This window comes from Streptomyces sp. MMG1121, assembly GCF_001280015.1.
In the GTDB taxonomy this organism is placed as follows: Bacteria; Actinomycetota; Actinomycetes; order Streptomycetales; family Streptomycetaceae; genus Streptomyces.
Map to the genome: position 1 here is coordinate 38,274 of NZ_LGDV01000191.1, position 8,155 is coordinate 46,428.

Here is an 8,155-nt window from a genome sequence, read left to right on the forward strand (position 1 = left end):
GCGAACACAATGCAGGGAACAATCCCCACGGCTACAACATTGAGTCGGCATAGCTCAAGTTGACTGCCCAAGGGGAGATCATGGCTGCTGAGTCCACGGCGTTCACGCTCGTCCTGCCCGTGCTGCCGCTCGACGACGAGGTCGTGCTGCCGGGCATGGTGGTTCCGCTGGACCTGAGCGATGCCGAGGTGCGGGCCGCGGTGGAGGCCGCGCAGGCCGCCGCCCGGTCGGCGCCCGGAAAGCCCAAGGTGCTGCTGGTGCCACGCATCGACGGCACGTACGCCAGGACCGGTGTGCTCGGCACGGTCGAGCAGGTCGGCCGGCTGGCCGACGGTGACCCGGGGGCTCTGATCCGCGGCCGCGGCCGCGTACGGATCGGCGCCGGCACCACCGGCCCCGGAGCGGCCCTCTGGGTCGAGGGCGCGGAGATCGAGGGGAGTGTGCCCGAGCCGCTGCCCGGCCAGGTCGCGGACCTCGTGAAGGAATACAAGGCGCTGGCCACCACCTGGCTGAAGAAGCGCGGCGCCTGGCAGGTCGTGGACCGGGTCCAGGCCATCGAGGACGTCTCCGCGCTCGCCGACAACTCCGGTTACTCACCGTTCCTCACCATCGAGCAGAAGATCGAACTGCTGGAGACCGCCGACCCGGTGGCCCGGCTCAAGCTCGCCGCGCAGCAGCTCCGCGACCACCTCGCCGAGCAGGACGTGGCCGAGACCATCGCCAAGGACGTCCAGGAGGGCGTCGACAAGCAGCAGCGGGAGTTCCTGCTGCGCCGTCAGCTGGAGGCCGTCCGCAAGGAACTGCGCGAGCTGAACGGCGAGAACTCCAAGGACTCGGCCGAGGAGTCCGACGACTACCGCGCCCGCGTCGAGGCCGCCGACCTGCCGGAGAAGGTGCGCGAGGCCGCGCTCAAGGAGGTCGACAAGCTGGAGCGGTCCAGCGACCAGTCCCCCGAGGGGTCGTGGATCCGCACCTGGCTGGACACGGTCCTGGAGATGCCGTGGAACGAGCGCACGGAAGACGCGTACGACATCCAGGGCGCCAAGGCGATCCTGGACGCCGAGCACGCGGGCCTGGCGGACGTGAAGGAGCGCATCACCGAGTACCTGGCGGTGCGCAAGCGGCGCGGTGAGCGTGGCCTGGGTGTCATCGGCGGGCGGCGCGGCGGTGCCGTGCTCGCCCTGGTCGGGCCGCCCGGTGTCGGAAAGACCAGCTTGGGGGAGAGCGTCGCGCACGCGATGGGCCGCAAGTTCGTCCGCGTCGCCCTCGGCGGCGTCCGCGACGAGGCCGAGATCCGTGGCCACCGGCGTACGTACGTCGGTGCGCTGCCCGGCCGGATCGTGCGGGCCGTCAAGGAGGCCGGGTCCATGAACCCGGTGGTCCTGCTGGACGAGATCGACAAGGTGGGCTCCGACTTCCGGGGCGACCCGGCGGCGGCCCTGCTGGAGGTCCTCGACCCGGCGCAGAACCACACCTTCCGGGACCACTACCTGGAGGTCGAGCTGGACCTGTCCGACGTGGTCTTCCTCGCCACCGCCAATGTCCTGGAAGCAATCCCGGAGGCCCTTGCCGACCGTATGGAGATCGTGCGGCTGGACGGTTACACCGAGGACGAGAAGGTCGTCATCGCCCGGGACCACCTGCTCCCGCGCCAGCTGGAGCGGGCCGGGCTGAACAAGGACGAGGTGACGATCGACGAGGGCGCGCTGCGCAGGCTCGCGGGCGAGTACACCCGCGAGGCGGGCGTGCGCACCCTGGAGCGGTCCGTCGCACGGCTGCTGCGCAAGGTCGCGGCCCAGCACGAACTCGGCGAGCGGGAGCTGCCGTTCACCGTCCGGGACGAGGACCTGCGCGCGCTGATCGGGCGTCCGCACCACGTGCCCGAGTCCGCGCAGGACCCGGCCGAGCGCCGTACGTCCGTGCCGGGTGTGGCGACCGGTCTCGCGGTCACCGGCGCCGGCGGCGACGTGCTCTTCGTCGAGGCCTCCCTCGCCGACCCGGAGACGGGCGCGGCCGGGCTGACCCTGACCGGTCAGCTGGGCGACGTGATGAAGGAGTCGGCGCAGATCGCGCTGAGCTTCCTGCGCAGCCGCGGGGCCGGGCTGGAGCTGCCGGTGGCCGACCTGAAGGACCGGGGTGTGCACATCCACTTCCCGGCGGGCGCGGTCCCCAAGGACGGCCCGAGCGCGGGCATCACGATGACCACGGCCCTCGCGTCCCTGCTGTCCGGCCGGCTGGTCCGCACGGACGTGGCGATGACCGGCGAGGTCTCGCTGACCGGCCGTGTGCTGCCGATCGGCGGCGTGAAGCAGAAGCTGCTCGCCGCGCACCGCGCCGGGGTGACCACCGTGATTATTCCCAAGCGCAACGAGCACGACCTGGACGACGTCCCGGCCGAGGTGCTGGACAAGCTCGACGTCCACACCGTGACCGACGTTCGCCAGGTCCTGGAGCTGGCGCTCGCGCCCGCGACGAACGGTGCGGCGCCGGAGGTTCCGGTCGCGGCGTGACGGACGCGACCGGAGACGCAAGGCCCGGGTCCCGTGAGGGAGGCCCGGGCCTTCGCCGTGCGCTCACAGGGGGATGGGTCGGTAGAATTCAGGCGTGAGTTGGCCCCCCGAGAGCCCCTCCGGCCTGATCGGGGCCGAGATCGCGGGCTATCGGGTCGAGCGCGAACTCGGCCGCGGCGGCATGGCCGTCGTCTACTGCGCCAGGGATCTGCGCCTCGGCCGGACGGTCGCCCTCAAGCTGCTCGCCCCCGAGTACACCCGCAACGACGCCTTCCGCCGGCGCTTCGCCCAGGAGTCCCGGGTGGCCGCCGCCATCGAGCACCCCCACATCGTCCCCGTCTTCGAGGCCGGTGAGGCCGACGGGATCCTCTACATCGCCATGTGCCTCGTGGCCGGCCCGGACCTGCGCGCCCTGATCGACCGGGAGGGCCCGCTGCCGGTGCCGGCCGCGCTGCGGATCGCGGCCCAGCTGGCCTCCGCGCTCGACGCGGCACACGCCCGCGACCTGGTGCACCGGGATGTGAAGCCCGCCAACGTCCTGGTCGCCAAGGGCGTCGACAGCGAGCACCCCGAGCACGTCTACCTCACCGACTTCGGGCTGGCGAAGAAGTCGCTGTCGCTCACGGGATTCACCAGCGCGGGCGAGTTCGTCGGCACCCTCGACTACGTGGCCCCCGAGCGGATCGCCGGACGCCCGGTGGACGGCAGGTCCGACCTGTACAGCCTGGCCTGCGTCGTCCACGAGACCCTCGCGGGCACCCCGCCCTTCCGCCGGGAGGACCCCCTCGACCTGCTCTGGGCCCACCAGTACGAGCCGCCGCCCGCACTGAGCGGGGGGCGGCCCGGCCTGCCCGCGGCCGCCGACGACGCCCTGCGGCGGGCCCTGGCGAAGGTGCCGGACGACCGTTACGGCTCGTGCCTGGAGTTCGTCGTGGCTCTGCGCACCGCCGTCGGTGAAGCTGCCGGCCCCGCTCCCCGCCGGCGTACGCCGACCGTGGTGGACCGCGTTCCGCCGCCGGAGCCGCCGTCCTGGGCCCGGCCGTTCCTCGTCTGACCCCGGCGCCCTCGCGCTTATGCGGGCTTTACCCGACCGTCGTGGTGCCGTCAAGTCCCGAGTCCTCGGAACATGACCCGGATTTCGTCTTCGGGCCTACTTGAAGTGCGGCCTCACCGGAAAGGAAATGAGGCGGCACGGAGAGTGGAAATTCTCTCCGGAATTCCTCGCATTCATGGGAGAAAATCATGGCTCGTAATGTTCGCACCCACGACGAAATCCGTCCGAAGCGCCGAGGTCTCCGGCTGGCGACTGCCGTCGCCTCGGCCGCACTGGTCACCGGCGGTGTCCTGCTCCCTGTGTCCAGCGCGATGGCGGCCCCGATGCCCACGTCGACCGTGGCCTTCGTGCACGGCGGCGGCGCCGGCGGGGCCGGTGGTGACGGCGGCTCCGGCCTGATCGGCGGCGGCGGTGGCGCCGGTGGATCCGGGGGCGGCAGCGTCCTCGGGACCGGTGGTGACGGTGGCGCCGGCGGCAAGGGCGGCGACGGCATCCTCTCCGGTGGCGGCGGCGGTGGTGGCGGTGGCGGTGGTGACGGCGTCATCGGCGGCAAGGGCGGCGCCGGCGGCGACGGCGGCTTCGGGATCCTCTCCGGCGGTGGCGCCGGCAGCGGCGGTGGCGGTGGCGACGGCGTCCTCGTGGGCGGCCAGGGCGGCAACGGCGGGAAGGGCGGCAACAGCGTCTTCCAGGGCGGCAGCGGCGGCAAGGGCGGAAAGGGCGGCCACGGCGGTCTCTTCGGCGGCGCCGGCGGGTCCGGTGGAGCCGGTGGCATCAGCCTCTTCTGACGGTCTCCTCCGCCAGTCTCCTCCGTCTGTCTCCTGTGACCGTCTCGCCTGACGGTCGACGGGGTGGAGGCCACCCCAGGCCTCCACCCCGTGCCCGGGCCACCGAGCCCGCACCCGCCCCCTCACCCGACACCTCTGACCGGAAACGGAGCCCCCCGATGTCCACAAGCTCCTGGCGTCGCCCCTTCGCCCTCGCGGCGGCCTCCGCGGCGCTCGTCACCACCACCGCGTGCGCCGCCCAAGCGGCCACCCACACGGCCCCGGCCCCCACCGGCCACACGGCCCTGGCCCACCAGTCGTCGTCTTGCGGAGAAGGAGGCGAAGGCGGCAAGGGCGGTGCGCCCGGACGGCCGGGTGAGCCCGGGCGGCCCGGCAAGCCGGGCTGCTCCGCCTTCCGCGACCTCCACGACCTGCCCGACAAGCCGACGTCGGAACTCTCCCGGCTGGACAAGGCACGGATCGCGCTGACCGTGCTGACCGGCCGGGTGACCCAGGCCGACGCGGCCAAGAAGTACAAGATCTCGGAGAAGGAGATCAGCAAGTGGGAGCGCCAGCTCCTGAGCGGTGACTGGCTCGCATTTCTGCAGCCCGAATCTCCGTGAGGAATCGAGAAAAGGACCGGCCGTCCCGGCCCGACAGCAAGGGCCGGGGACGGAATGAGGAGAAGGGAAATCGTATGTGCAGGCACTCTTGGAAATTCGGTCTCGGACTCGCGGTCTCGACCGTGGTCATCGCCGGGGGCGCGATGGCACCGGCCGCGATGGCCGACACCGGCCCTGTCGTCAGCGGATCCGGCAGCGGCCCGCCCGGCCTCGGCAGCCTCCACGCGGGCGGCGGCACCATCCATGTGGGCAACGGCAGCGTCCGTATCGGCGACTCGATCTGCGCGGGCAACTGCAACGGCACCGTCAACGGCACCGACGGACACAAGGGCGGCATCTGCGCCGGACTCTGCAACGGCAGCGCCAACGGCGGCGACGGCACCACCGGCGCACCGGGGCGGGCCGGTGGCAAGGGCGGCAACGGCGGGGTCTGCGTCGGCGTCTGCTCGGGCAGCGTCAACGGAGGCAACGGCGGCGACGGAGGCGCCACGGCCGGCACGGGCAACGGCGGCGACGGAGGCCGGGGCGGCAACGGCGGGGTCTGCCTCGGGGTCGGCTGCGAGACCAGCGGTCAGGGCGGCCGTGGAGGCAACGGTGGCAGTGGCTGACTCAACCGGCGGCCCCGGAGAGCGACTGCTCCGCCCACACCGTCTTGCCGACCCGGTCGTGCCGGGTGCCCCAGCGTTCGGCGAGCTGGGCGACCAGCAGCAGGCCCCGGCCGCCCTCGTCGAAGATGCGGGCGCGGCGCATGTGCGGGGTGGTGCCGCTGGCGTCGTACACCTCGCTGATCAGGGTGGAGTCGTGGTGGATCAGCCGGAGCCGGATGGGCGGGCGGCCGTAGCGGATGGCGTTGGTGACCAGCTCGCTGACCATCAGCTCGGTGGTGAACGTGGCCTCGTCCAGGTCCCACGCGGACAGCTGCTCACGGGTGAGGCTGCGGGCGCGGGCGACCACGGTGGGGTCGTCCGCCAGCTCCCAGGCGGCGACCCGGTCCTCGTGCAGGGCGCGGGTACGGGCGACGAGCAGGGCGATGTCGTCGTCGGGGCGGTGGCTCAGCAGGGCGGTGAGGACGTGGTCGCAGACCGAGTCCAGCGACTTCGCGGGCCGGCCGAGCGCGGCGAACATCTTGTCCAGCGCCTCGTCGATGTCGTGGTCCCGGGCCTCGAACAGCCCGTCGGTGTAGAGGGCGAGCAGACTGCCCTCGGCGAGTTCGGTCTCGATGGCCTCGAAGGGCAGCCCGCCGAGGCCGAGCGGCGGCCCGGCCGGTACGTCGAGGAAGCGGACGGTGCCGTCCGGGGTGACCACGGCGGGCGGTGGATGCCCGGCCCGGGCCAGGGTGCACCGGCGCGAGACCGGGTCGTACACCGCGTACAGGCACGTGGTGCCGATGCCGCCGGCGGTGTCGGCGGCCGGGTCCGCGCTGCTCTCGTCGGCGGCGAGCCGCAGCACCAGGTCGTCGAGGTGGGTGAGCAGCTCGTCGGCGGGCAGGTCGACGTCGGCCAGGGTACGTACCGCGGTGCGCAGCCGGCCCATGGTCGCCGAGGCGCGGATGCCGTGCCCGACCACGTCGCCCACGACGAGCGCCACCCGGGCGCCGGACAGCGGGATCACGTCGAACCAGTCGCCGCCCACACCGGCCCCGGTGGCGGCGGGCAGATAGCGGGTGGCGATCTCCAGGGCGGCCTGGTCGGGCAGGGTGTGCGGGAGCAGGCTGCGCTGGAGGGCCATCGTGGTGGTGCGGGCCCGGGCGTGGTCGCGGGCCTGCCGGATGCCGGCCGCCGTCCTCGACGCGAACTCCTGGGCCCGGCGCAGATCCTCCGGGCCGAACGGCTCCCGGCCGGGTCGCCGGCCGAAGAGGGCCACTCCGAGGGTGCCGCCCGGGTCGAGCAGCGGCACCGACAGCAGCGAGCCCGCCTCGGACGCACGCAGCCAGGCCGCACCCGGGTCCAGCGCCGCCCACGCGGCGACGGCCGGGTCCGTCGTGTCGTACAGCAGCGGACGGCCCTCCGCCAGGCACCGGGCGGGCGGGGAGTCCGCCGGGCAGACGACGACCTCGCCGACCCCGGTGTCGCCGCCCGCCCGCCCGCCGTCCGGTACGGCGCGCAGGGCGGCGCGGCGCAGCACGACCGGGCCCGGCTGCGGTGCGGGCTCCTCGGCCCCCTCGGGCGGGGTGTCGAACAGGTCGACCGCCATGACGTCGGCGAGCCGGGGGACCGTGACCTCGCCGAGTTCCCGCGCGGCCCGCGCCTGCTCCGTTCCCGTGCCGGCGCGCACGTCGCCCGGCGTGGCCGTGGAGTCCTGGGCGGCGGGCGGCCGGGCGGACAGACAGACGGCCCGTACCCGGCCGCCGGCGTCCTTCAGCGGAGTGAGCAGGGTGCTGTGGCCCAGCTCCGGGCCGAGCCGCACCCCGGTCTCCTGCGGTCGGCCGGACTCCAGCGCGAGCCGCATCGACCTGTCGGCCCCCTGGCTCGCGACGCCGGGCACGATGTGCGGCAGACGCAGCCCGCGCACCGCGGCCTCGGGCAGCGCGAGGGCGTGTTCCATCCGGCGGTTGGCGCGCACCAGGCGCAGGTCGGCGTCGAAGATGGCCAGCGGGAACGGGGACTGGAGGAACGTCCACTCCTCCAGCGGCTCGCCCCGGGGCGGCTGCGCACGGGCCGGTACGGCGCTCACCACGAGCCAGTCGGTGACCCCGGACTCCGAGGTACGGCGATGGGCGAGCACGCCCAGTTCCAGGAGCCGGCCGTCGCGGTGGCGCAGCGGGACGGTGCCGTTCCAGCGCTGCCGCCCGGCCAGGGCGCGGCGGACCGCCGCGCCGTCGGCGGCGGCCAGTGCGGTGGCGGAACGGCCGACGACATCGGGCAAGTCGTAGCCGAGCAGCCGCCGCGCCCCGTCGCTCCAGCCCGTGAGAATGCCCTGCTCATCGATGGTGGCCGTGGCCGTGTACGTCGACTGTCGCTCCATCGCCGCTCATCTCGCCCTTGCTCGGCAGGCTCTCCTGACCAGGATCGTCCGGGGCGGCTTGGAGCACCAACGCAGGAACGGCGGCCCTCCACAGGGGGACGGCCGCCGCACATGCATTGCGGCGCCTAGCCGTTGGCCAAGGCCTGCACCCGGTCCAGAGCGCCGTTGCTGTGCTTGCCCGGGGGCGATCCCCGGACCCCTGGCCGGGAGGGTGTTGCGCTAGCCGTTGGCCAACGCCTG

6 protein-coding genes are annotated in these 8,155 nt (G+C 73.6%); 5 read left to right on the forward strand and 1 reads right to left on the reverse strand.

The genetic code is table 11. The annotated features are described in order from the left end of the window. Positions 1-80: 80 nt before the first annotated feature. The 5 genes from lon (at position 81) to ADK64_RS21105 (ending at position 5,559) form a co-directional block, all read left to right on the forward strand. Positions 81-2,510 (forward strand): endopeptidase La, encoded by a 2,430-nt coding sequence (gene lon / locus ADK64_RS21085; RefSeq protein WP_053661300.1) that lies wholly within the window; start codon positions 81-83, stop codon positions 2,508-2,510. A gap of 94 nt (positions 2,511-2,604) precedes the next feature. Beyond that, complete coding sequence (locus ADK64_RS21090; protein ID WP_053661302.1) at positions 2,605-3,564, forward strand: serine/threonine-protein kinase; 960 nt, start codon at positions 2,605-2,607, stop codon at positions 3,562-3,564. A 188-nt stretch (positions 3,565-3,752) separates the two neighbouring features. Further along, positions 3,753-4,349 (forward strand): hypothetical protein, encoded by a 597-nt coding sequence (locus tag ADK64_RS46050; protein WP_053661304.1) that lies wholly within the window; start codon positions 3,753-3,755, stop codon positions 4,347-4,349. Between the two features lie 158 nt (positions 4,350-4,507). Then, on the forward strand, positions 4,508-4,951 hold the full coding sequence (locus ADK64_RS46055) for a DUF1153 domain-containing protein (RefSeq protein ID WP_053661306.1): 444 nt from the start codon (positions 4,508-4,510) through the stop codon (positions 4,949-4,951). 74 nt (positions 4,952-5,025) lie between these two features. Further along, positions 5,026-5,559 carry a hypothetical protein gene (locus tag ADK64_RS21105; RefSeq protein ID WP_053661308.1) on the forward strand — a complete coding sequence of 178 codons (534 nt, stop codon included), beginning with the start codon at positions 5,026-5,028 and terminating at the stop codon, positions 5,557-5,559. A gap of 1 nt (position 5,560) precedes the next feature. On the opposite strand, the gene ADK64_RS21110 is transcribed toward ADK64_RS21105, so the two are convergent. Further along, a complete protein-coding gene (locus tag ADK64_RS21110; protein WP_053661310.1) occupies positions 5,561-7,915 on the reverse strand; it encodes a SpoIIE family protein phosphatase in 2,355 nt (784 codons plus the stop codon). Positions 7,916-8,155 lie beyond the last annotated feature (240 nt).